The 20,542-nt window shown below is 61.3% G+C and carries 19 protein-coding genes; 14 read left to right on the top strand and 5 right to left on the bottom strand.

All coding sequences use genetic code 11. The features are described 5' to 3' along the window. The first annotated feature begins 88 nt into the window (after positions 1-88). A complete protein-coding gene (locus WC421_09235; protein ID MFA5162417.1) occupies positions 89-1,759 on the top strand; it encodes a hypothetical protein in 1,671 nt (556 codons plus the stop codon). Positions 1,760-1,967: 208 nt separating this feature from the next. On the opposite strand, the gene WC421_09230 is transcribed toward WC421_09235, so the two are convergent. Then, positions 1,968-2,555 (bottom strand): MarC family protein, encoded by a 588-nt coding sequence (locus WC421_09230; protein ID MFA5162416.1) that lies wholly within the window; start codon positions 2,553-2,555, stop codon positions 1,968-1,970. Between the two features lie 45 nt (positions 2,556-2,600). Here WC421_09230 and gpmI point away from each other — a divergent pair, with 45 nt between their 5' ends. From gpmI to WC421_09165, 13 genes are read left to right on the top strand one after another with little or no spacing between them, the layout of a single operon-like run. Then, positions 2,601-4,169 carry a 2,3-bisphosphoglycerate-independent phosphoglycerate mutase gene (gpmI, locus tag WC421_09225; protein MFA5162415.1) on the top strand — a complete coding sequence of 523 codons (1,569 nt, stop codon included), beginning with the start codon at positions 2,601-2,603 and terminating at the stop codon, positions 4,167-4,169. Continuing rightward, complete coding sequence (locus WC421_09220; protein ID MFA5162414.1) at positions 4,151-4,372, top strand: DUF167 family protein; 222 nt, start codon at positions 4,151-4,153, stop codon at positions 4,370-4,372. Before gpmI ends, WC421_09220 begins: the two co-directional genes overlap by 19 nt. Before the next feature lie 7 nt (positions 4,373-4,379). Beyond that, positions 4,380-5,000, top strand: coding sequence for a thioredoxin domain-containing protein (locus tag WC421_09215; protein MFA5162413.1), 621 nt, complete (start codon positions 4,380-4,382; stop codon positions 4,998-5,000). Continuing rightward, positions 4,997-5,818 carry a hypothetical protein gene (locus WC421_09210; GenBank protein MFA5162412.1) on the top strand — a complete coding sequence of 274 codons (822 nt, stop codon included), beginning with the start codon at positions 4,997-4,999 and terminating at the stop codon, positions 5,816-5,818. The genes WC421_09215 and WC421_09210 overlap by 4 nt, the downstream gene beginning before the upstream one ends. Before the next feature lie 25 nt (positions 5,819-5,843). Beyond that, positions 5,844-6,242, top strand: a complete 399-nt coding sequence (locus WC421_09205; GenBank protein MFA5162411.1) for a hypothetical protein — start codon at positions 5,844-5,846, stop codon at positions 6,240-6,242. 2 nt (positions 6,243-6,244) lie between these two features. Next, positions 6,245-7,210: a hypothetical protein gene (locus tag WC421_09200; protein MFA5162410.1), complete on the top strand. Its 966-nt coding sequence runs from the start codon at positions 6,245-6,247 to the stop codon at positions 7,208-7,210. Beyond that, on the top strand, positions 7,197-8,183 hold the full coding sequence (locus WC421_09195; protein ID MFA5162409.1) for a tRNA-dihydrouridine synthase: 987 nt from the start codon (positions 7,197-7,199) through the stop codon (positions 8,181-8,183). Before WC421_09200 ends, WC421_09195 begins: the two co-directional genes overlap by 14 nt. A gap of 11 nt (positions 8,184-8,194) precedes the next feature. Further along, on the top strand, positions 8,195-9,022 hold the full coding sequence (locus WC421_09190; protein MFA5162408.1) for a permease-like cell division protein FtsX: 828 nt from the start codon (positions 8,195-8,197) through the stop codon (positions 9,020-9,022). After that, a complete protein-coding gene (locus WC421_09185) occupies positions 9,004-10,191 on the top strand; it encodes a peptidoglycan DD-metalloendopeptidase family protein (GenBank protein MFA5162407.1) in 1,188 nt (395 codons plus the stop codon). The genes WC421_09190 and WC421_09185 overlap by 19 nt, the downstream gene beginning before the upstream one ends. 10 nt (positions 10,192-10,201) lie before the next feature. After that, positions 10,202-11,482 carry a S41 family peptidase gene (locus WC421_09180; protein ID MFA5162406.1) on the top strand — a complete coding sequence of 427 codons (1,281 nt, stop codon included), beginning with the start codon at positions 10,202-10,204 and terminating at the stop codon, positions 11,480-11,482. Next, entirely contained in the window at positions 11,479-12,495 is a 1,017-nt protein-coding gene (gene tsaD / locus WC421_09175; protein ID MFA5162405.1) for a tRNA (adenosine(37)-N6)-threonylcarbamoyltransferase complex transferase subunit TsaD, read from the top strand. Before WC421_09180 ends, tsaD begins: the two co-directional genes overlap by 4 nt. Next, positions 12,492-13,694 carry an extracellular solute-binding protein gene (locus WC421_09170; GenBank protein ID MFA5162404.1) on the top strand — a complete coding sequence of 401 codons (1,203 nt, stop codon included), beginning with the start codon at positions 12,492-12,494 and terminating at the stop codon, positions 13,692-13,694. The genes tsaD and WC421_09170 overlap by 4 nt, the downstream gene beginning before the upstream one ends. Then, entirely contained in the window at positions 13,691-15,220 is a 1,530-nt protein-coding gene (locus WC421_09165) for a sensor domain-containing diguanylate cyclase (GenBank protein MFA5162403.1), read from the top strand. The genes WC421_09170 and WC421_09165 overlap by 4 nt, the downstream gene beginning before the upstream one ends. Before the next feature lie 96 nt (positions 15,221-15,316). Here WC421_09165 and WC421_09160 read toward each other — a convergent pair whose 3' ends face one another. The 4 genes from WC421_09160 to WC421_09145 all read right to left on the bottom strand — a co-directional run bounded on the left by WC421_09160 (position 15,317) and on the right by WC421_09145 (position 20,502). Beyond that, positions 15,317-16,399: an alpha/beta fold hydrolase gene (locus WC421_09160; GenBank protein MFA5162402.1), complete on the bottom strand. Its 1,083-nt coding sequence runs from the start codon at positions 16,397-16,399 to the stop codon at positions 15,317-15,319. Positions 16,400-16,556: 157 nt separating this feature from the next. Beyond that, positions 16,557-18,293 (bottom strand): ABC transporter ATP-binding protein, encoded by a 1,737-nt coding sequence (locus WC421_09155; protein MFA5162401.1) that lies wholly within the window; start codon positions 18,291-18,293, stop codon positions 16,557-16,559. Then, entirely contained in the window at positions 18,290-19,435 is a 1,146-nt protein-coding gene (gene lpxB, locus WC421_09150) for a lipid-A-disaccharide synthase (protein ID MFA5162400.1), read from the bottom strand. Before lpxB ends, WC421_09155 begins: the two co-directional genes overlap by 4 nt. Then, positions 19,435-20,502, bottom strand: a complete 1,068-nt coding sequence (locus WC421_09145) for a Gfo/Idh/MocA family oxidoreductase (GenBank protein ID MFA5162399.1) — start codon at positions 20,500-20,502, stop codon at positions 19,435-19,437. The genes lpxB and WC421_09145 overlap by 1 nt, the downstream gene beginning before the upstream one ends. Positions 20,503-20,542: the final 40 nt, after the last annotated feature.

Raw genomic sequence — 20,542 nt, 5'->3', positions numbered from 1 at the left:
CCGGCATTATTTCGCCTCGGTTCACGCAACCAACTGAAGCATTCGGGATAAGTTTGACAAAACCGCCGGCGTCTGTTATGGTTAAATAATGAGGCTTCTGCATCTCGTTTTACTGTGCGCCGCCGCGTCGGGCGCGCCGGACGGGTTTTCCTCTCTGGATGAGAACCTGCCTTCCGCGCAATTGCAGCAGGCGGACGGCAAGCTGGGAGAGACTGCCAGCAGGCTCGCCAGCGACCTGATGTTTGCCGGCGAACTGGCCGACGCCATGATGGATTCCGGAGATTACGGTTCCTACCCGGGCGATGTGCAGGGCGGCGACCGCGCCGCCATCCGCCAGGGGATAATACTCTGGATACGCAGCCATCCCCAGGAGGCCGCGCAGATTTACGAGCGCGAAAAACGCAACCGCCCCGCCCGTCCGGAGGCGGCGCCCCCGTCCTCCGCGCAAACCAGCCAGCCAGCCTCCGCGACAGGGTCTTCCATGGGGCCGTATACCGTCAAGAAGCTGAAATGGTATCTCAACACCAATTTTCTCAACGTCTCCCGCACGCTGATACGCGACGCCGCCAACCCGTCGCTCTCAAACGAGGAGGCCTCCGTGGCCATGCGCCGGCTGTTTGAGGGACAGCAGATACCGGCGGACAAGTCCGGGGCGGTAGTGCTGGGGCTGCGCGAAGCCGGTTCCGGCGCGGTTTCCGGCGGGGCCGCGCGCGGCGGCGCGCGCAGCGGCGGCGAGAAATACGAGTGGCGGCTGAACCGCGCCGCGCTGGAAAAAGAGCGCCGCAGTTCCGCCTTCAATCTGGAGGAACTGCGCGGACAGTTGCGCGGCGACAAGGCGCGGCAGGCGGCGGCGCTGTCCGGCCTGAAGGCGGACAAGCTGCTTGCCGATCAGGATTTGATGAGCCGCGCGCTTTCCATGGAGCAGAAAGGGCGCAGCGTGGAGGAATTGCTTGCGGAGCAGTTCCTTGCGCGGGAAAAGCTGCTTGACAGGGCCTCGGCGCGGCAGGCGGAATTTTCATCCTATGCCGCGCGGTTTGCCGGCAGGGACGGGCTGCGCGGCGGCGAGGCCGCCTCGCTGGAGCGGCTGCGCGGCGCCTCGCGCGACGCGCTGGCCGGCGCGGCTATAGCCGGGCGCATAGACGGGCTGCGCCAGGAAAAGGCCGCGGTGCAGGCCGCCGCCGCGGTTCCCGCGGGCCTGCCCAAAGACATGGCCCGCGCCTATGCCGCAGCAGGCGGGCAGCTGGCCGGGCGCGGCGCGGAGGTGGAAGCGGCCTACCGCGCGGTGTTTTCCATGGCCGCGGCGAATATGCCGGCGGCGCAGGTTTACGCGGCGCTTGCCGCGGCGGCGGATAAAGACGCGCGCTGGCGGCAGGCGGCGCAGGCATGGATTGTCATGCCGCAGTTTCTGGACAGGCCGCGGCTGTGGCGTTCCAACACGCTTAACAATGCGCTGACCCGCGTTTTAACAGGATTGTATCCGGATTCCGGCTATTCAAGGGCGGCGCGCGGGCTGGAGGCGTATCCGCAGGCCGCGCGCGCGGTAACGGCGGCGATGTCCGCGGGGGATTATGACAAGGCGTTTTCGCTGCTAAGCGCCGCCGTCGGCGGAAGGGACACCGCCGAGAATCTGGCGGAAATAGCGGAGCAGTACGATTACTGCGCGCGTGTGGTCAACCTGACGCGGATGACTTCGGACGTGGTGCAATCGCTTTTGTTTGATTCGCCTTTCTACCGCGTTTTCTCGCCTCTGATGAAATAATCTCATTTTCCGCCGCAATGCCCGGTTATAAAGGGAAAAGTCCGGATAATCTGTGGAAATCTGTGGTCAATCTGTGGATAAAACGCCGTTAACCTGAAACTTTCAGGTTAACGCAGATGGCCGTAGATGAATTCGGAATTATCCGAGGAGGACCAAATTCCGCGCAGGAATGTTCCGCCGGCCGGCGCGGACTTCTCTGTGCAAAGTGTTACCGCGCCAGGAATTGCTTTATGCCGGACATGAACATCTGAACGGAGATGGTGGTAAGCAGCATTCCCATCAGGCGGGTTACGGCTATCATGCCGCGCTCGCCCAGAAAACGGCTTATGCGCACCGAGGAGAGCAGTATCGCGCAGTTAAGCACCCATGCCGCCGCTATCACAAACACCCATTGCAGCATCTTGTCGGGCTCGCGCAGCGGCATGATAAGCACCATGCTGGCCACGGAAGGCCCCACTATAAGCGGCACGGCCAGCGGGACTATGAACGGTTCCCCCTCCGGGCTGGCGGCGAAGCCGTCTTCCTTGAGGGGGAAAATCATCTTCACCGATATCAGAAACAGCACTATGCCGCCGGCTATGCTGAGCGACGGCTGGTCTATGCCCATCCACTCCAGCATTCTGCCGCCGAAAAGCAGGGCGGCGTACATGATGCCCAGCGCTATCAGCAGCTCGCGCGCGATGACCCGGCGTTTGCGCTCGTAAGGCACGTCTTTGAGCGCGGCGATGAAAAGCGGCACATTGCCCAGCGGGTCCATCACGAAAAACAGCGTCAGCACGGCGGTAACAAAGGACATACTCTGATTCTACAATTTCCCCGCGCATTTTTATAGAATGTCCGTATGGCGAAACAACGCGTGGTGCTTATCGTGCGCGACGGATGGGGCATAGGCGCCCCCGGAAAATACAATGCCGTTACAACGGCAAAGACGCCCAATGTGTCCGGCTGGCTGGGCAAATATCCGTATTCCGTGCTGGAAGCCTCCGGCGAATTCGTCGGGCTGCCGGCGGGGTTCATGGGATCCTCGGAAGTGGGGCATCTCAACATGGGCGCGGGGCGCATTGTGGTTCAGGAGCTTAAAAAGCTCATGGACGCCGCCGCGGACGGCTCGCTTTTCAGCGCGCCGGCTTTCAAGGCATGTATTGACAACTGCCTCAAGACTGGCGGCGCGCTCCACCTGATGGGGCTGGTGCAGGACGAGGGCGTCCACGCGCATCAGGAGCATCTTTTCGCCATAATGCGCCATGCCGCGGGCAGAGGCGTAAAAAATATCAACATCCATTTTTTCGCGGACGGGAGGGACACTCCTCCCCGCAGCGCGCTGGCTTATGTGAAAACAGTGGAAGCCAAAATACGGGAAACCGGCGCCGGCAGGATAGCCACCGTCATAGGCCGCTATTACGCCATGGACCGCAGCGAGAAATGGGAGCTGGTGGACAGGGCCTATGACTGCATAGCGCTGGCAGCGGGCGAACGCGCCGCAACCGCCGAAGAAGCCGTAACGCGCGCCTATTCCGGCAAAAACCCGGACGGCTCCCCGCTTGTGGACGAATATGTGCCGCCCACCGTCATCGGCGGCTATTCCGGCGTGAAAGACGGCGATTCCGTGGTGCATTTCAATTTCCGGCAGGACCGCGCGATAGAGCTTACCAAAGCCTTCGTGGAGGACGAGTATCCGGGAAAGCGCGCCGTAAAGCTGAATGTGGCTTATTGCGGGCTTACCCGGTATTACGACACCTTCAAATTCAGCGCGCTGCCGCCCATGGACGAGGACGCCTCCATGTCCAATCTGCTGGGAGAGGTTATCGGAAAACGCGGGCTGCGGCAGCTGCGCCTGGCCGAGACGCAGAAGTTCAAGCACGTGACCTCCTTTTTCAACGGCAAGATGCTCAGGCCCTATCCCGGAGAGGACCGCATAGAGATAAAGGGCACATTTGACCCCGCCACCTATGCCGAGCATCCCGAAATGAACGCGCCCGAGGTTTGCGCCGAGGCGGAAAAGCAAATCCGCTCCTGCGCGTATGATTTCGTGCTTGTCAATTTCGCCAACTGCGACATGGTGGGGCATACCGGCAATTTCGGCGCCGCCGTCAGGGCGGTGGAAATTGTGGACGATTGCGCCGGCCGGCTGGTCCGCGCCGCGCTGGAGACAGGGGCCGCCGCCATCGTAACCGCAGACCACGGCAATGCCGAGGAGATGTGGGACGCCGCGCTTGACATGCCCAAAACTGCGCACACCTGCAATCCGGTGGAATGCATTCTCATCCGCGGCGGCGCGCCGACACGGCTGCGCCCGAAGGGCATACTGGGCGACATCGCGCCCACCGTGCTGGAACTGCTGGGCATTGCCCCGCCGCCGGAGATGACGGCAAGGACGCTTATCGCGGCCCCATGCGCTATATCCGGCTGAAGGTCCATGCGGGCGCCAAAACCGCCAGGCTGGAGCGGCGCGGCCCCGACGCGCTGGAGGCGTGGGTGAAGTCCCCTGCGGAACGCGGGCTTGCCAACGCAGAGGCACTGAATGCCGCCGCGCGCGAGCTGGGGATAGAAGCCAAAAGGCTGCGCATAATAAAGGGCGCGCATTCCCCGGCGAAAATTCTGGGATTGCTCTGATGCTCCTATGAAACGGATTTATTGCTTTTACGCCGCCTGCCTGCTTGCCGCCGCCGCGACGGGAATTTATGTGGCGCGCAAATACGAGCTTCCGCCGGAGATTCAGCCCAGCCGCGTCAAAGGTCCGCTGGACGCGCCGATTGTGATAGACGAGTATACGGATTTGCAATGCCCCGCCTGCCGGGTGGGGAACGAGGAAATGAACAGGCTGTTTTCAGCCTATGGCCGGCATATACGGCTGACTTTCCGCCATAGCCCGCTGCCGGAGCATAAATGGGCCGTGGCCGCGGCTGGCGCGGCGGAATGCGCCGGCTGGCAGAATAAGTTTTTCCAGTATGCGGACATGCTGTATCAAAATCAGGATGAGTGGTCCAAATCCGCGGACGAGCCGGCCCAGTTTGACGCTTACGCCGTCAGCCTGGGCATCAACAGGGATGTATTTTCGCTGTGCATGAGGGACCCTTCGGTCCGGCAGGCGGTGGAGGCGGAGGCTAGGTATGCCGCGGAGCATGGCATAGATGTTACGCCCACTTTTATCGTAAACGGCAAGCCCGTGCGCGGCGCGCGCGAACTGGCCCAGGCCGCGGCGGGTTTCGAAGCTTTGATACGTCGCAGGGAGGGGTTATGATGCAGGCTGCCATGCTGGTTCTGGCCTTGTGCCGTCCCGCTCATGCCGTAAGGCCGCCCGCGGCCACGTTGGAGCCGGCGGCTATATGGATGCGCGTTTTCCGCGAGGGGGTTCCCGGCTACGAGTACATTGAGACCGACGAAAACGGCGGGGCGCTGTATGTGAACGCCTCTTCAGGGAACATGCTGGTGGAGTCCGGTGATATCAAAAAAGGACTGGTAAGGGACCTTCTGCGCGAACTGGAGAACGCCGATACTTTTGACGTTGCGCTTGAGAAACCGCGCGGGCAGTTCATGTTCATGCGCGGCTCCGTTTACGAGATAACCGCTTCCCATAAGGGCGAATTGCTCACGGCCCGCGTGCCGGAAAGCAACCTGACTACGGGGTTCAAGCTGGCTTTCGGAGAGACCAGGCAGGCCGTGGTGAAGCTTCCCAGGATGAAGGGGGTTTACCGTTTCATCACGGCCAGCATGCACAAAAAGGAAACCATGTTTATCCCGGATGCCAAGCCGGACAGGCGGGGCGAAACGGTCCTGCTTGAAATATCGGACATGGAAACCATAGCGCCGCTCAACCGCGCGTTGCTTAAGCCGCACCGCCTTATCCCGATAGAGAGCAAAAAGCAGTATGACCAGCTTGCGGAGTTCATGGCCGTGCATAGCGTGGCCAACGAGGAGAATGTCTATAACTTTGACACACTGCGCGGCAGATGGCGGCTGGATATCATAAATCCCGGCGCGGGCGGGGAATTGTCTCCGAAAAATAAAAATGCGGCCGGCGGGCGCAAGCCGCGCGGGAAGAAACTCATTTCAAAGTAGCCGGCGCGCTCCGGCAGGAGGAGATATGCTGCAACTGTCCGTCAAATGTCCGCATTGTCTGAAAACGCTGATGAGCCCGCGCAAAATAGGCGGCGGGTCGTCGGTTTGCGTGAGAGTGTCTTATGCCGGCAAGAGAGGGATGCTCTACCTCAGCGCGGTTTACGGCAGTTACGACACTGTTGCGCCGTTTCAGGTGCCGCCGGGCAAGGTGGCCGGGCTGCGCTGCCCGCATTGCGATGCCGACCTCAAGGGCGCGCGCCGCTGCGACGGCTGCGGCGCCCAGATGGCGGCTTTTGTTCTAAAACACGGCGGGCAGGTGCAGATATGTTCGCGCAACGGCTGTAAAAAGCACATCCTTGAATTCCAGGATCCCAAAACCGAGCTTGAAGCCTTCTATAAATCTTACGCCAAATCCTTCGGATAAACATGGCAGAGCAATTCTCGCGGGAACAGCCTTATTGGGACAGGGAAGGACAGCAGCAGGAAAATGTGCAGAGAGGTCCTGTGCCTCCGCCTCCTCCGCCGCCTCTGTCTCCGCCTTCGCGCTGCGTGCAGGCGTCGCAGGAAGAAGCCGGCTTCACCCCGCAAAATACGGAGATTTCCCTGCCTTCGCAGGAAGCCGCCCCGCCTGGAGTCACAGTCAGGATGGCCGCTACCGTGCGCGAGAAAATGGTTGCGCCTGTGCGCGATTTCAAGGTTACGCCCCGCGTGGCGGCGCTGCTGATACTGTTTATACTGGCGATGAATTACTGGAACCGCACGCTTATCCGCCGCATGGGCGACAGGCAGCGCGCCGCGGCGCGCGCCGCCAGGGATCGCGTTTTCCAGCGCAAATACGGGCTGGACAGGGGCGCGCCGGGCCTGGTTAAAGAGGACCTGGCTTCCGGCATAAAATTCAAGCTGTTCGGCAAGCCGCAGTTCCAGGATCAGGTGATGAAGTCGCTGGTGCTTATCAGCCATTACGACAATTCCCTGTTCCAGCAGCTGCGCCAGTACGTTTTCGCCATACGCGGCGCGGACCGCACCGATTTTGCGATTGAAAACGGCGTTCCCACGATACTGCTCACCGACAACACCGCTTTCCGCTCCCCGGCCTGGTGCGCCGGCGCGATAGCGCGTCAGTTTTTCCACGCGCAGCGTCATTTCGAGCGGGAAAAGCTCAGGCACGAGCTTGCCACCCCGTCCGTTCCGGGGCAGAAGTACCTCGACGGCATAGCCGCCAACCCCATCCTGAACGATTTCCGCGACGCCAAAAGCATAGAGCGCATGGAGCGCGAGGCGGACGCTTTTCAACTGCTGGTCATGCGCGCGGTGGGCGCAAGCACCGGCGAACTCCTGCTGATTCAGGACAGAAAACCCTCCGACTACAGCCTTGTCAATGACGGCAAGTAAGCGCCCTTCCGAACTGCGCATAGGGCGGGTAACCTGCTCCAATATTTTGTCGCTGGCGCCCATGGCGGGGATAAGCGATTCCGCGCTGCGTCTGCTCTGCCTGCGCGGCGGCGCGGGGCTGGTGTGCGCGGAGATGGTGTCGGCTGTGGCGCTGCGGTTCGGCAGCCGGCGCTCCGGCGATATGCTGGAAATAGGGCCGGACGGGCATCCCTGCGCGATGCAGATTTTCGGGCAGGACGAGGCGGCGGTGCGCCTTGCCGCGGCCCGGGCCGCCGAACGCGGGGCGGATATTGTGGATATAAACGCGGGGTGCCCGGTTCCCAAAATAATCAAATCCGGCGCGGGCACGGCCCTTATGAAGGACGAGCGCGCCTTTGCCCGCGTGGTCGCGGCGGCGGTGTCCGCCGCGGGGGGCGCGCCGGTAACGGTTAAAACCAGGGTCGGGCTTGAAAAAGGCGCGCCGCTGTCCGCCCGGCTGGCCCGCATAGCCGAAGGCGAGGGGGCCTCCGCCGTTTTCCTGCACGGGCGTTATGCGCGGGCCGCGCATTCCGGTCCTGTTGACCTGGACGCGGTGGCTGCCGCCTGCGCGGCGGTGAAAATACCGGTTATAGGCAACGGCGGCGTGTCGGACGCGGAGGGCGCGGCGGCCTTCCTGTCCGCCGGCTGCGCCGGGGTGATGATAGGCCGCGCCGCGATAGGCGACCCTTTCATTTTCGCGTGCATAGACGCCGGCCTGCGCGGCGCGCAATACTCCGCCCCGGAATACGGCAGGCTGGAACTGTTTATTGAGTATCTGGAACTCAGCGCGCGGCAATGCGGCCCCCGCGCGGCGGTTCTGCGTGCGCGCAAGACGGCGGGTTTCTGGATACGCGGCCTGCCGGATTGCGCCCTTTTGCGCGCCGCCTTCATGCGCGCGGAGAACCTGGAGCAGGCCCGCTGCGTTTTGCAGGAATGGCGGCGGCAAAAATTATAGAATCAATACATATGCGCCAGAATATTTCAGGAGACGGAACCGGCGGCGCGCGGACCTGGCGTTCGCCGGCGTTTATGACCGGCGGCCACAGGGCGGCTTTTCTGATAAGCCTGTGCCTGGCGCTGCCGCTGTGCGCCGCCGCTTTCATGGAAAAGCAGAGCGCGCAGCTTGAATCGCTGCTGCGGGACGATTTCAGACTTTTTCTGATTGTGGACGACAAGGCCCCGCTTTCCGCCATGAACGGGCTGGAAGACGCGGTACGCGCGCTGCCTTATGTGGCGGAGGCGCGCTTTGTCTCAAAAAAACAGGCGCTGGAGGAACTGAAGCTGGGCGATGCGGACCTGATAAAATCCATCACCGTGGCGGCTGAAAATCCGATGCCGGAGTATTTTTCGGTGAAAGTGGCCGATCCCGCGCTTGAGAATATCGGCGGCTGGCTGGACGCAAACGTGCTTCAGGGCAAAATGCCGGCCATAGCCGGCGTTTCCTACAAGCCGGAGCAGGTTTACGCGATATTGCACGCCTCGTTCTACAGGCGGTTTCTGCGGCTTGTGTTTTGCGCGGCGGCTTTTGTTCTCGCCATGGCGGCGCTGGCCGTTGAAATAGCCGCCGTGCGCGGCGCGGGGTTTTCGCTTCCCTCCGTTCAGGTCTGGGGCTGGCTGCTTTCCGGCGCGGGCGGGGCCGCCGCCGGCGCGCTGCTGTGCTGGCTGCTTGTCTCTCCTGTGAAACACTTAAGCCCGATGTGGTGGTCCCTGCCGCTGGCGCAGTGGCGGTTTGCGGCGCCGGCTCTGGGCGCGTTATGCGGCTGGATACTTTTCCGATGGAAAGAAACGCTCTGAGCCCGCTTAGTTCGCGCGCGGTTTCCGGCTTTGCCGGCGCGTGGCTGGCGGCGCTGTTTCTGTGCGCCGCCCCGGTCACGGCGGCATCCTCGCGCGAGCAGACGAAGCAGGAACTGGAGAAAATACAGTCCCAGCTGAGCGCGCGCAAAAAGGAGATGGAGCGCTACCGCAAGCAGGAGCGCGACATAAACCGCTACATAGAGTTCCTGAAACGGCAAAGCGACCAGGCCGAGCAGGCCCGGCAGGGCATTCTCCGCGAAAAGACGCAGACGGAGCATCTGTTGCGGGACACGGAGATAAAAACGGCCTCGCTGAAATCCTCGCTTGAGCGGTGGAAGCGGCTTGCCGCCGACGATACGCGGACTTACGCCGCGTTGCAACTGTCGTCATTTCCGTATTACGGCAGCGCCAGGCTGCCGCAGCAGTTGTATTTGCAGGCCGCGCTGTACCAGAAAGCGTCCCTTCTTACCCGCCTTTCGGATGAGAGAGAGCGCAGCCAGCGCCAACTCAATTCCTGGAAGCGCGCCAGCCGCGAGCTGGTGGATCGCTCCAACAAGCTCCGCCGCGAGAAGGAGCGGCGCATGAGCGATTACAGGAAAAAAGTCGCCGCCCTCAACACGGCAAGGGACAGGCAGCAGCAGATACAGGCGGAACTGGACGATCTGAAAGCTTCCGCCGCCAGCCTGATGAAATTCCTGAAGAATTTTGAGAAAAAACAGGCCGCCGGCCCTTCCCGCGGAAAAAACGGCATCAGCATAGCGCGCCACAGCCTGCCCTGGCCGGCGGGGGGAGAGGTGGTCAGCAATTTCGGGCGGGAGGCGGTTCCCGCGCTGAAAACCTGGATTTACCGGGAAGGCGTCAAAATCGCGGCCCGTCCGGGGGAGCAGGTCCTTTCCGTCATGGAGGGCGACGTAATATACGCGGGTCCTTTCCGCTCATACGGAAATGTTGTAATAATAGACCATAGGCGCGGTTTTTTCACGGTTTACGGGCTGCTTGCGGATATGTCGGTGCGCAAAGGCGACAAGGCGGCAGCCGGACAGCCGCTGGGAACCGCAGGCCCGGACAACGGGAACATATCCGGCGGCAGCCCCGCCCAGACTGTGTATTTTGAGATACGCTCCGGCACCACTGCGGTGGATCCGGTGGAATGGCTGATTAAAAGGTGATGGAGGATATATGGCAAAACGCAACAGGATAATGCTTTGGGTGCTGGCGGCTTTCTTTATGGGAACCGTTTTCCCGCTGGCTTATTCCGCCGTGGACCAGACGTATCAGCAGTTGCGCGTGCTGGTGGAGGTGCTGGAGCTGGTAAAGGACAATTACGTAGACGAAACCGACAGCAAAAAGCTCCTTTACGGCGCGGCCAACGGAATTGTGCGCGAGCTGGACGATTTCTCCCAGTTTATGGACCCCGACGTCAACAAGCGCGTCAAGGGCGACACGGAGGGCGAGTTCGGCGGCATAGGCATACGGATAACCTCGCGCGACGGTTTTGTGGTGGTCATCACGCCCATGCCCGGCACTCCCGCCTACAGGGCCGGCATCATGCCTGGGGACCGCATCGTCAAAATAGAGGATGAAAGCGTCAAGGACATGTCGCCCGACGATGCCGTCAAAAAGCTGCGCGGCGCGCCCGGCACCAAAGTGCGCTTTACCATCGCGCGCGACCCGGAGAGCAAAAGCACGGACGCCCCTGCGCTGATAAAGGAGTTCACGCTGGAGCGGGCTAAAATAGTAACCGAAGCGGTGGATTTCAAAATGCTGGAAAACGGCACAGGATACCTGCGGCTGGCGGAATTTTCCGGCCACATGATGCAGTCTACGTCCAAGGCGCTGGATTCCATGTCCAAAGACGGGATGAAGGCGCTTGTCATAGATATGCGCTACAACCCCGGCGGGCTGCTGGCCGGCGCGGTGGACTTCTCCAAGCTGTTCATGGGCGAAAACAGGATGGTGGTTTACACCAAGGGCCGCAAGGCCGAAAACTATCAGGAATTCCGCTGCGGGCGCGCCGCCAAATACTCCGCTCTGCCGCTGGTGGTGCTGGTAAACGGCGGCTCCGCCTCCGCTTCCGAGATTGTGGCCGGCGCGCTGCAGGACAACAAGCGCGCGGTGATAGTGGGCGCGCGCACCTTCGGCAAGGGCAGCGTGCAGTCCATACTGCCGCTGTCCGACGGTTCAGGCCTCAGGCTTACTGTCGCCAAATACTACACCCCCAGCGGCAAAACCATACACCGCGACCCCAAAACCGGCGCCGGCGGCATAGTGCCGGATATAACCGTGGATGTCCCGCGCGAAACGGAGCGCCGGCTTATGGAGCAGATGGACAAGCTCTACGCGCAGGGGAAAGAGCCTATTTCCGCGGTTAAAAAAGAGGATATGGTCAAGGACGAGGCCCTGATCCGCGCCCTGGAGATACTCAAGGCGCGCGAAGCCTTTATAAGCCTCAAGCAATGAGACTGCGGGTGCTTGGCATAGAGACCACCTGCGACGAGACCGCCGCCGCGGTTTACGAGGACGGACGGCTGCTTTCGGATGTGGTGTGGTCGCAGGTTCCGCTGCACCGGCGCTACAAGGGGGTTGTGCCGGAACTTGCCAGCCGCGCGCATTGCGAAAAAATCGCCCCGGTAATAGCCAAGGCGCTTAAGGACTGTCCCGCCCGGCGGGGCGCGCCGGTTGACGCGGTGGCTTTCGCCAGGGGGCCGGGACTGGCAGGCGGGCTGGTGTCCGGCAGCGTGGCGGCGCAGACCGTCGGGGGGCTTTATAACGTTCCGGTCATGGGCGTGAATCATCTTGAAGGCCATCTCTATTCCTGCGAGTTCACCGCCGGCGGGCGCGTCAGGGCCCTTGAATTTCCGCTGCTGGCGCTTATAATATCCGGCGGGCATACTGAGCTGTGGCATGTCAAAGGCTATGGCAGATACCGCCGGCTGGGGAAAACGCGCGACGACGCCGCCGGCGAGGCTTTTGACAAGGTGGCCAAGCTGCTGGGGCTGGATTATCCCGGCGGGCCGGCTGTGGAGGCCGCCGCGCGCGGCGCGCGCAGAGGCGGAGTGGTGTTCCCGCGCCCCATGCTGGAGGGCAGCCGCGATTTTTCGTTCAGCGGATTGAAAACCGCCGTAAGCTATCACCTGCGCGGCGGAAAGCCGGCGAAAGCCGCAGAAATCTGCGCCGCGTTCCAGGATTCGGTGATAGAGACCGTAACCGCCAAAACATTGAATGCCGCGCGGGATTTGAAGCTGCGGCATATAGCGGTCGGCGGCGGGGTGGCGGCCAACGGCGCATTGCGGGAGTATTTGTCCGATGGGACCGCAAAAGCCGGAATGACCGTCCGTTTCGTGGAAAGGAAATACTGCTCCGACAACGGCGCGATGGCCGCATTGTGCGGCTGGCATATGCTCAGGGCGGGCTGCAGGCCCGGCGTTTCGGCAATCAACCCCGCGCTTGAAGTGAAAAACTGGATTTTATGATATTCTGGGTTCTGCCTAATTCCGGTTTGCAGACGGTTTCGCATCTGAAATCGCTGCTGTCCGAATTCGAGCGCGAGCATCCCGATATACGGGTGGAGCTTGCCGTTTTAACGCGCGACGCGCTGTGGCGCAGGCTTTTTGAGTTCCAGCGCCAGCCCCGCCGCGCGGAGACGGGGGATATCGTCCAGATACCGCATTACTGGACCGCGCTGTTTGCGCGGCTGGGCATTATAGACCCGCTGCCGGAATTCACCCCCAAGTCCTGCCTGGACGAATGGATAGAACCGCTGCGCCCGCACTGCCTGCTGCCCGGCTCGTCCGACATATACAGCGTTCCCTGGTGGATGGATGTAACAGCCCTGCATTACAGGACCGACCATATGCGCGCGGTGTGCGGCAACGGCTCCGCCGCGTTCCGGGAATGGGACGATGTGGTGCGCATCTGCCGCGAGCTGGCCAGAAAGTTCGGCGGCGGCAATTATTTCCCGATGGAAAACTCCAATTTGCGCGGCTCGGTCAACCTGCGGGATTTGCTGCCGTCCATCTGGAGCCGCGGCGGAGATATTTTCAACACCGAATGCACCCGCGCCGTGGTCCACCGCGAGGAGGCGCTGCGCGGGATGGAGGATTATCTGCAGTTGCTTTCCGGCGGCCATATGCCGCTGCTGCGCGAGCGCGGCTCGCTTGGCACCATGCTGGAGGGCCGCGCCAGCATGACGGTGTCGCGCCGGCTTTCGCAGTCGCTGCTGCCGGAAAACGACGAGTTTGAGGTCAAGACCGTCCCGCTGCCCGGCGGCCTCTACGGCGCGCACAGTCTGCTTTCCAGCTATAATCTCGCGCTGGTCAAAAACGCCAAAAACCGCAGCGAGGCGGCGGAGCTGCTTAAATGGCTGGTCCGCCCGGCGCAGCAGGCGATGTACTGCCGCATGATACACGCCTTCCAGCCCGCCGCGGCGGAGTTTGAGCAGTTTATTTTCTCTTCGCATGAGAGGATGCGCACCTATTCCGAAATCGTGGCCGGGGCGCGCGCGCTGCCAAATGTTACCGTCTGCGGGACATATGTGGAGATTCTGGATTCGGCGCTTTCGCGCATAGCCATAGCGGTGGCGCGCGGCTCGTACTCATCGGGAATGCTGCTTCAGGAGATGGTGAAAGTCCAGGTGGAGATGGATTACCTGCTTTCGCTTTACGGCGAATGACCACGCATCCGACCGAAGTGCTTTACAAGTACCACAAGGAGCTTAACCGGCCATTTGCGGACTCGCGCCAGATGCTGGCGCGCGCGCTGGAGCTTATGGCGGTCAACCTCAAGCTGGACCAGGCCTGCTTTTTCTCCTGGGAGCCGGAGGAGTCGCTGCTGTCTTTGCGGTTGGTGTGGAGCGGCAGCGACGCCATGGACCTGGAGGAGGATATAGCGGCGGCCTCCGACTCCCCGCTACGGGCCGCGCTGGAAAGCGGTGTTATATGCGATTCGGCGCAGTTGGACTATCCGGCCATATACATACCGTTGCGCTGGCCGGGGGCGGGGCGCTCCCCCGCCGGAAGGCAGCCCCTGGCCGATACCGCGCGGCTTGGCGCGCTGCGGATGGAGCGCCTGTCCAAATCCCGTCCTTTTACCGAGCGCGAGCGCGAGCTTGCCCGCGGCCTGGCCGACGAGCTGGAGCAGAATCTCGCTCATATAGAGCTGGACCAGTTCACGCGCGAGCAGCTTGGCCGCGCCAGCGCGCTCAACGAGCTGACCGCGGTTTTTGCCTCCTCGCTGCGCATGGAAGACGGCATGCGGCTGATTTTGCAGGGCATACAGAAATACTTCGGTTTTGACCGGGTGCGGCTGTATCTGGTCAACCAGGCCGAGCGCAAGCTTAAGGGCGAACTGAGCGCCGACGCGCGCGGGCAGGTGCGCAGCCTCGCGCACGAGCAGATACCGCTCCAGCCCGGAGTACACCGCTTTGCCGACATAGTGCTGGGCAGCGTCTCCGGCGACACCGTGGCCGACAAATACCGCGATTCCGTGGTATACCTGCCGCTTACCGTGCAGGGCAAAAGCGAGGGGCTGCTTATAGTTGACAACCTGCTTTCCCAGCAGCCGATTATGCAGGAAGACATGCTTTCCTTAAGCTCTTTCGCCGGGCAGATAGCCCTTGCGGTGGACAACGCGGTCCTTTTTGACCGGGTGCAGGAGCTTTCCCAGTACGACGAACTGACCAAGCTCCCCGTGCGCCGCTATTTCACCGAGCGTTTCCACGAGGAAATGTACCGCGCCGAGCGTTTCAACCAGCCGCTCGCGCTTATCTGGATGGACGTGGATTTCTTCAAGGAGATAAACGATTCCTACGGCCATCAGGCCGGCGACGTCGCGCTGCGCGAAATAGGCCGCGTGATACTTTCCAACCTGCGCAAAATAGACTTTCCCTGCCGCTACGGCGGCGACGAGATTCTGGTGCTGCTGCCCCAGTCCAAGGCGGAGGAAGCCAGTGCCATAGCCGCCCGCCTCTCGCGCGAGATAGGCGATATAAAAATACCCGCGCCTTTTTCAAAGACCGAGCCGCTGAAAATAAGCGTCAGCCAGGGCATAGCCGCCTATCCGGGCGACGCGCGCACTGCCGACGAGCTTCTGGCCCGCGCCGACGAGGCGCTGTACTGGAGCAAAACCCACGGCAGGGGCCGCATAGCGTTCTACGGTGAAGTCTTTGGCGCAAAAAACCACAAGCCTCCCGCGAAATAGATTTTCCGGATGAAACAAAGCCCCGCGCTTGCGCGGGGCTTTGGGTTTGGAGCCGGGATTGCCGGCCCGTTTTTCGCTGTCCGGCTGCGGAGTGGGTCAGCGCGGCTTGATGTCGCGCGTGGCGGGGCCGTCCCAGTTCATGACGCGGGCGGGATTGATGGAGGCGGCTTTTTCCTCAAATCCCCTTGCGGAGGCGGCGCTGGCCTTTTCGGCCTTCATTTCGCGCGAGGCGGCTTTCTCCCTGTCGTCGCCGGCGGCTTTGCCGCGGTTCAGGTAGGGAAGGAATGTGTTGAAAACGGCCTGGTCTTTCATTATCTTTTCGTGGCCGTTGGTGTTGGAGCCGAGGTCAAAGCTTTTGTTGATATCCGCCCCTTTCAGCGAGCCGGTGTCGCGCAGTTGCGCGTCCACAAAATCGCCCGCCGCCCACAGCGCCGCATACGTTATCTGCCCGTTGTCCAGCGAAGTAACCTGTCTGTAGCCCTGCGTCTGTTTGCCTTCGTCGGCGGAGCCGTAAGGTGTCTGGTCGGCAACGCCGTCGGCGGCGCTTATGCCTTTGACGAAATCGCCGCCGGTCTTGAACTCGTCCACGGAATATTGGCCAAGCCCGTTGTTGGCCCCCGCCAGCGAAACGAAGGTGGAAATATTGCCGTAGCCCCGCTTCTGCGGGTTGAATTTGCCGGAACTGTCATAGCCGGCCATATACGCCAGCGTCATGGTCGTGCCCAGCGAGTGGGCGACCACATCCACTTTTTTCACTCCCAGATAATCGCGCACGGCGTTTATGAACGCGCGCACATCCTCTATATGCGTTTTGTGGACGCCCATAAGCTCCACATACGGGTTGTCGCCTTCGTAGGAAACGGCCCACACTTCAGAAGTGTTGTAGCCCGCCTTGAACAGCATGTCGCGTATCGGGACCATGCCCCACTGGGCATGCGTGGCGCTGCCGGAGTTGCCGTGCAGCAATATCACCGGCACATGCTTGAGGCCGGCGCGGTTGCCGGCCTTGTCCAGCTTCTCGTCGCCGCCGAAACCGGTCAGGATTTTACCTGCGGTTTGCCCGCCGGTTCCCTTCAGCTCGGGGAAGTCTTTCGGAAACGCCCATACGGACGCCGCTCCGCAGGCTGCCAGCAATACCGCCGCGGCGGCGCACACAGCACCAAACCTCTTTCCGCGCATTTGAATTCCTCCAATCGGCTGTACAGCGGCAGGACCCGGGATATGCGATGCAGCTTTTCAGCCGGGGTGCCGCCATGTTTTACCCAGGTTAAGGTGTATCATAGCCCGTCCGGCCTGTCAAGGACGGCGGGCAGGAACGTCTATGAGCGGCGGAATGTTATTCGGCGGCGGGGGCCATTTTCTGTATTTCGCAGAGCCGGGCGTAAATGCCGCATTTGGCAAGCAGCTCGTCGTGCGTGCCGGTTTCGGCTATTTCGCCGCGGTGGAGGACGCAGATTTTGTCCGCCCCGGCTATAGTGGAAAGCCGGTGCGCCACCATGATTACGGTGCGTTGCTTCATTATGCGCTCCAGCGCGGTCTGGACGGATTTTTCGCTTTCGGTGTCCAGGTTGCTGGTGGCCTCGTCCAGCAGCAGGACGGAGGGCTTTTTAAGCAGCGCGCGCGCTATGGCCAGGCGCTGCCTCTGCCCGCCGGAGAGCTTGACGCCGCGCTCGCCCAGCATGGTTTTGTAGCCGCAGGGCATTTTTGCGATAAATTCATGCGCGTCGGCGGCCTCGCAGGCGGCAATGATGTCGCTTTCGGCGGCGGCGCCGTCGCCCAGCGCCACGTTGGCGGAGACGGTATCGTCAAAAAGTATGGTGTTCTGGCTCACAAGGCCGATATGCGAGCGCAGCCCGCGCAAATCCACGGCCCGCAAATCCTTGCCGTCGTAGAGAATGCGGCCCTCCGCCGGATCAAAAAGCCGCAGCAGCAGATTGATGAGCGTGGTCTTGCCGGAGCCGCTGGCCCCCACAAACGCCACCGCCTGCCCGGGCTTTATATGCAGGTTGAGCCGCTTTATGACCGGCGCGCCGTTCGGATAGCCGTAGGAGACGTTTTCAAAAACGATGTCGCCCTCCAGCCTGTCAACGGGAACGGGGTTTTCCGGCTCCGCCACATGCGGCTTCTCGTCCAGCAATTGCAATATCCTGCTCCAGGAAACGTATCCGAGCTGGAAGGTGGAATTGGCCTGCGCCAGATTTTTGAGCGGGCCGTAGGCCATGAAAAACGCGCCCAGGAAAACCGCGAAATCCCCGGCGGTCATGCGGTGCGCCAGGATTTCCCGCCCGCCCACCCATATCAGCAGCGCTATCACCAGGCTGCCCAGGAATTCCAGCAGCGGCCCCGACAGCGCCGTGGCGCGCAGATAGCGCATTATCTGCGCGAAAAGCGCGTCGTTCTGCTGGCAGAATTTGGCTATCGCGCCTTCCTCGTAGTTGAAGGCCTTGACTATGGTCATTCCCTCCAGGCTTTCGCTGAAGCGATGGTAAATCTGGCCTATGATGGCCTGGCTGCGCCCGGAGGACTGGCGCATTTTCCTGCCCAGCACTCCAATTACCACGCCGGCCAGCGGGCCCACCAGCAGCGCTATCAGCGTGAAACGCCAGTTGATATAGAGCAGCACCGCAAACACCGCCATCACCGTGAAAGTGTCCCGCACCGAGTACAGCGGCAGAAACTGCAGCGCGGACTGGAGATTGGTCAGGTCGCTGGTAACGCGGGTCATTACCTCGGCGGAGCGTTTGCGCCAGTAGAATTCCACCGACAGCTTGTGCAGATGCCGGAACAAATCCTCCCGTATCTGCTGCACTATTTTCTGGGAGATGAAGCTCATCAGATAGCCCTGGGTATACTGGAAAAGCAGCTTTAGCAGGAAAATGGCCGGCAGCAGGATTACGATGACAAACAACTGCTTCTGATCCCTGAAGCTGGAAAACCCGTCCACCACGGGCTTTAGCAGCAGGCTGGCGCCGCCGTTGATGGCGGCGGTGGCCGTCATGGCAAGCGAAGCCTGCATAAGCCGCCTGCGGTGCGGACGCAGATACGGCAGCAGTCTTGCTATGGTCTGTTTCATTGAGAGAAAGTTTCCGCCAGAATTGTTTCCGCCGCGCGGCGCGCCGCGCCGGGGCTGCCAAGCTTTCCGCGCAGGACCAGCAGTTCCGCTCGCAGGCCGTTGAGCCTGTCGGGGTTTTGCAGAAGGCCCATTATCTGCCCGGACAGCGCCTCCGGCGAGACGGCGTCCTGCACATACTCGCGTACGAGCTGTTTGCCGGCTATGATATTGGGAAGGGAAATGTATTTCACATTGATGACGCGCCGCGCCACAGCGTAGGTGAAGGCCGGCATTTTATAGGCGACCGCCATCGGCAGGCCCAGCATGGCGTTTTCCAGAGTGGCGGTGCCGGAGGAGGCAAGCGCCGCATCCATGCCGGCGCGGATGGCATAATCCTCCTCCCGCACTATGGCCGGCCTGGCGCCGCCTTCGCAGCGGGCCAGCAAATCCCTGTCGGAAATCTCCCGCGCCGCGAAAATATAAGGCTCCGCGTTCGGGAACACTTCCTTTATCATCAAAAACGCCTTCCAGAAAACCGGCATCAGCCGCGCGACTTCGGAGGGGCGGCTGCCCGGCAGCAGGCCGATTTTCCATTTGTAATCCACGCCGCCGCGGTTTTCCGGCGGGGTTTTGGGCTGGGGAACAACATCCAGCAGCGGGTGCCCGATAAAATCGCATTTGCCGCCGAGGTCCCTGTAAATTTTCTCCTCAAACGGGAAAATGACGAACTCATGCCGCGCCAGCCGCGCTATGGTCTCGGCGCGCTTTGGCCGGCTGGCCCAGACCTGCGGGCAGACATAGTAAAACACGGGAATTTTCCGGTGCGCCGCCAGCCCCAGCAACTGGTGGTTGAACCCGTAGAAATCCACGGCGATTACGCAGGCGGGCCGCTTTTCGTTGAGGAATTTGCGCGCCAGGTTTATAAGCCTCAGCCACAGGAAAAACCGCTTCAGCGGCTCAGCAAAGCCTCCCGCGCCGACGCCAACCAGATTGTAGATGAACCGGTCCGCCGCCTGCTGCATCCGCTGCCCGCCCAGGCAGGAGACATGCAACTGCGGGTCTTTGGCCTTAAGCTCGCGGATAAGCGCGGCGCCGTGCAAATCGCCGGACGGGTCGCCGGCGACGACCAGGATATTTTTGGTTGTGGGGATGATATCCGGCATCAGCTCTTGTCCAGCCCTATGGTGCCCAGCGCCTCGCTGATGGCCACCTGGGCGGCCTTGCCGATGTCGGAGGCCACCTGCACAGGGCCCTGCGGCTCCGGGTTTGCGGCGCGGTTAAGCTCGTAGCGGGCCAGCCGTTCGGTGAATTCCAGCGCGTAATGGAGCGCGCGGCTGCCGCGCTCTCCCGATGGCCAGGGGATTTTCATGTGGTTGATGCAGTCTATGAAATGGGTTATCTCCGCCGCGATGGGTTGCTGTTTGGCCACGGGAGGATATATAACGTCCACATCCTTGAGCGAAGCTACCACCGGATTTTTCTTCTTGTAGAGTTTGACGCGCGCGTTCATGAAATCCACGGAAACATAGGCGCTTTCCTGATAGACGCGCATATAGCGCGCCCGCTCCATGGAGGCGCGGCTGGCGGTTACATCGGCTATGCAGCCGTTTTTGAAGCGCATTCTGACATTGGCGATGTCTTCGTGTTTGGAAAAAATGCTGGCTCCCACCGCCTCGAAGCTCATTATCGGAGAATCCATAAGCGTAAGCAGCAGGTCTATATCGTGAATCATCAAATCCAGTATTACGCCTATGGCGGACATGCGCGGGTCGTAAGGGCCGGCGCGCTCTATGACTATAAAACGCGGGCTTTTGATATGCTTGAACGCTTCCGTAACAGCCGGGTTGAACCGCTCCGAATGGCCCACCTGGAAGACGACGTCCTTTGACTCGGAGGCCTTGAGCAGCTCGCGCGCCTCGTCCATGCTGGAGGCTATGGGCTTTTCCACCAGGCAGTGAATGCCCCTGTTAAGCGCGGCCATACCCACCTGCTTGTGATGCTCGGTCGGCACGGCGATTACTATGGCCTCAACCTGGGAGAGCAAATCGTCCTGATTGGTGTAGGCTACGCAGTTATGCTTCCACGCCAGCGATTGCGCGCGCATTGAATCGGAATCACATACGCCCACCAGCTCCACGTCCGGCATTTTAGACAGGGTGCGGACATGATAGGTGCCTATTTTGCCGGCGCCGACGACGCCGAATTTGATTTTCTTTTTCTCTTCCGGCATAAAACCTCTCTTTTCCCTATGGTACAATATTTGGAAATGA

The sequence above is a fragment of the Elusimicrobiales bacterium genome (assembly GCA_041651175.1).
GTDB lineage: Bacteria > Elusimicrobiota > Elusimicrobia > Elusimicrobiales > Elusimicrobiaceae > JAQTYB01.
Note: the sequence above shows the minus strand (reverse complement) of the source record. Positions and strands in the feature narration are given on the sequence as shown.

Excerpts from the sequence above, each read along its gene's own strand:
- WC421_09185 (MFA5162407.1), top strand. The coding sequence starts at position 9,004 with ATGGAAAGAAACGCTCTGAGCCCGCTTAGTTCGCGCGCGGTTTCCGGC.
- WC421_09200 (MFA5162410.1), top strand. The coding sequence starts at position 6,245 with ATGGCAGAGCAATTCTCGCGGGAACAGCCTTATTGGGACAGGGAAGGA.
- WC421_09160 (MFA5162402.1), bottom strand. The coding sequence starts at position 16,399 with ATGCGCGGAAAGAGGTTTGGTGCTGTGTGCGCCGCCGCGGCGGTATTG.
- gpmI (MFA5162415.1), top strand. The coding sequence starts at position 2,601 with ATGGCGAAACAACGCGTGGTGCTTATCGTGCGCGACGGATGGGGCATA.
- WC421_09170 (MFA5162404.1), top strand. The coding sequence starts at position 12,492 with ATGATATTCTGGGTTCTGCCTAATTCCGGTTTGCAGACGGTTTCGCAT.
- WC421_09195 (MFA5162409.1), top strand. The coding sequence starts at position 7,197 with ATGACGGCAAGTAAGCGCCCTTCCGAACTGCGCATAGGGCGGGTAACC.
- WC421_09180 (MFA5162406.1), top strand. The coding sequence starts at position 10,202 with ATGGCAAAACGCAACAGGATAATGCTTTGGGTGCTGGCGGCTTTCTTT.
- tsaD (MFA5162405.1), top strand. The coding sequence starts at position 11,479 with ATGAGACTGCGGGTGCTTGGCATAGAGACCACCTGCGACGAGACCGCC.
- WC421_09215 (MFA5162413.1), top strand. The coding sequence starts at position 4,380 with ATGAAACGGATTTATTGCTTTTACGCCGCCTGCCTGCTTGCCGCCGCC.
- WC421_09230 (MFA5162416.1), bottom strand. The coding sequence starts at position 2,555 with ATGTCCTTTGTTACCGCCGTGCTGACGCTGTTTTTCGTGATGGACCCG.
- WC421_09165 (MFA5162403.1), top strand. The coding sequence starts at position 13,691 with ATGACCACGCATCCGACCGAAGTGCTTTACAAGTACCACAAGGAGCTT.
- WC421_09145 (MFA5162399.1), bottom strand. The coding sequence starts at position 20,502 with ATGCCGGAAGAGAAAAAGAAAATCAAATTCGGCGTCGTCGGCGCCGGC.
- WC421_09205 (MFA5162411.1), top strand. The coding sequence starts at position 5,844 with ATGCTGCAACTGTCCGTCAAATGTCCGCATTGTCTGAAAACGCTGATG.
- lpxB (MFA5162400.1), bottom strand. The coding sequence starts at position 19,435 with ATGCCGGATATCATCCCCACAACCAAAAATATCCTGGTCGTCGCCGGC.
- WC421_09155 (MFA5162401.1), bottom strand. The coding sequence starts at position 18,293 with ATGAAACAGACCATAGCAAGACTGCTGCCGTATCTGCGTCCGCACCGC.
- WC421_09235 (MFA5162417.1), top strand. The coding sequence starts at position 89 with ATGAGGCTTCTGCATCTCGTTTTACTGTGCGCCGCCGCGTCGGGCGCG.
- WC421_09220 (MFA5162414.1), top strand. The coding sequence starts at position 4,151 with ATGCGCTATATCCGGCTGAAGGTCCATGCGGGCGCCAAAACCGCCAGG.
- WC421_09190 (MFA5162408.1), top strand. The coding sequence starts at position 8,195 with ATGCGCCAGAATATTTCAGGAGACGGAACCGGCGGCGCGCGGACCTGG.
- WC421_09210 (MFA5162412.1), top strand. The coding sequence starts at position 4,997 with ATGATGCAGGCTGCCATGCTGGTTCTGGCCTTGTGCCGTCCCGCTCAT.